General features: G+C 48.8%; 2 rRNA genes (1 of these 2 cut by a window edge). Both read right to left on the bottom strand.

The features are described from left to right. Nucleotides 1–111: 111 nt before the first annotated feature. A 5S ribosomal RNA gene (gene rrf / locus ACMH5P_RS00005) occupies nucleotides 112–223 on the bottom strand. Nucleotides 224–290: 67 nt separating this feature from the next. Next, nucleotides 291–2,500, bottom strand: a 23S ribosomal RNA gene (locus tag ACMH5P_RS00010); it runs 622 nt beyond the window's last position.

Raw genomic sequence — 2,500 nt, forward strand, 5'->3', positions numbered from 1 at the left:
GACTACTGCCCACTGACTACTGCCCACTGACTACTGCCCACTGAACACTGACGACTAGCGACTATTAGGCAAAAAAAAGACCCACACTTTTGGTGCAGGTCTGTTTGAATAACTTGGAGCTTACTTACTTTCCCGGGTTTGATCCCAGTATCATCAGCGGTGCGGGGCTTAACTTCTCTGTTCGAGATGGGAAGAGGTGAACACCCGTCCTATCGGCTCCATACTTTTTACAAGGTCATAGCCTTTTTCCATATTGTGAGATAAAATAAACAGCAGGGTGTAAATTAATAAAATGTAAGCTTTCGGGTAATTAGTACTACTCGACTTTGACATTACTGTCTTTACATCTGTAGCCTATCGACCGTGTCGTCTACACGGACCCTTCATGGAATACTCATCTTCAGGTCAGTTTCGCACTTAGATGCTTTCAGCGCTTATCTGGTCCCGACGTGGCTACTCAGCTATGCCCTTGGCAGAACAACTGATATACCAGCGGTCAGTCCAACTCGGTCCTCTCGTACTAAAGTCAGAACCTGTCAATATTCCTACGCCCACAACAGATAGGGACCGAACTGTCTCACGACGTTCTGAACCCAGCTCGCGTGCCACTTTAATCGGCGAACAGCCGAACCCTTGGGACCTTCTCCAGCCCCAGGATGTGACGAGCCGACATCGAGGTGCCAAACCTCCCCGTCGATGTGAGCTCTTGGGGGAGATCAGCCTGTTATCCCCAGAGTACCTTTTATCCTTTGAGCGATGGCTGTTCCATACTAAACCACCGGATCACTATATCCTACTTTCGTACCTGATCGACTTGTCGGTCTCACAGTCAAGCTCCCTTTTGCTATTGCACTCTACGCACGGTTACCAAGCGTGCTGAGGGAACCTTTGAAAGCCTCCGTTACTCTTTTGGAGGCGACCACCCCAGTCAAACTACCCACCAAGCAATGTCTCCCCTTTGGGGATTAGAATTCCAGTACAAGAAGGGTGGTATTTCAACGTTGGCTCCCCGATGCCTAGCGACACCGGCTCACAGCCTCCCACCTATCCTACACATCCAGTACCAAAACTCAATGCTAAGCTATAGTAAAGGTTCATGGGGTCTTTCCGTCCCGTTGCGGGTAAACGGCATCTTCACCGTTACTACAATTTCACCGAGCTCACGGCTGAGACAGTGCCCAGATCGTTACACCATTCGTGCAGGTCGGAACTTACCCGACAAGGAATTTCGCTACCTTAGGACCGTTATAGTTACGGCCGCCGTTTACTGGGGCTTCAGTTCAATGCTTCGCCTTGCAGCTAACATCCCCCCTTAACCTTCCAGCACCGGGCAGGTGTCAGGCCTTATACGTCATCTTTCGATTTAGCAAAGCCATGTGTTTTTGTTAAACAGTCGCCTGGGCCATTTCTCTGCGGCCTCGATTGCTCGAGGCTCCCTTTATCCCGAAGTTACAGGGTTAATTTGCCGAGTTCCTTAGCCGTGATTCACTCGAGCGCCTTAGAATATTCTTCTCGACCACCTGTGTCGGTTTACGGTACGGGTTACTTATCAGTTATACACGCCTAGACTTTTCTTGGAAGTTTACTCACTACACTCGTTTTGGCATTGCTGCCGCCTCTCAAAGACACTATTCCGTCAGTATCTGGTAACCTGTAATCTCCGTCATCTAATTGCCCAATAAGTAAGTGCAGGAATATTAACCTGCTGTGCATTAGGTTGTCGCTTTCGCTAGACCCTTAGCCCCCGACTAACCCTCAGTTGATTAGCATAGCTGAGGAAACCTTAGTCTTTCGGCGTGAGGGTTTCTCGCCCTCATTATCGTTACTCATGCCTACATTTGCTTTTCTGAACGCTCCAGCCAAGCTCGTCGCTCAACCTTCACCGCAGATCAGAATGCTCCCCTACCAGTATATAAATATAATCCAAAGCTTCGGTACTTTACTTGATGCCCGTTTATTATCGATGCCCGCCTCGCTCGACCAGTGAGCTGTTACGCACTCTTTAAATGAATAGCTGCTTCCAAGCTAACATCCTGGCTGTCACTGCAATCAGACTTCCTTAGTTCAACTTAGTAAAGATTTTGGGACCTTAGCTGTTGGTCTGGGTTCTTTCCCTCTCGGACTGGGACCTTAGCACCCCAGCCCTCACTCCCGGGTATATTTTAAGCCATTCAGAGTTCATCAGGATTTGGTAGGATTTGACTCCCCCTAGTCCTATTGGTAGCTTTACCTGCTTAAAACTTAACCCCGAGGCTGTTCCTAAAAACATTTCGGGGAGTACGAGCTATTTCTCAGTTTGATTGGCCTTTCACCCCTACCCACAAGTCATCCAAATACTTTTCAACGTAAACTGGTTCGGTCCTCCACTCCGTGTTATCGGAGCTTCAACCTGCTCATGGGTAGATCACAAAGTTTCGCGTCTACTCCCACTGACTAAGCGCCCTATTCAGACTCGCTTTCGCTCCGGCTGCTCACATCTATATGATTAACCTCGCCAGTG

This window comes from Aquirufa sp. 5-AUSEE-100C1 (assembly GCF_054558655.1).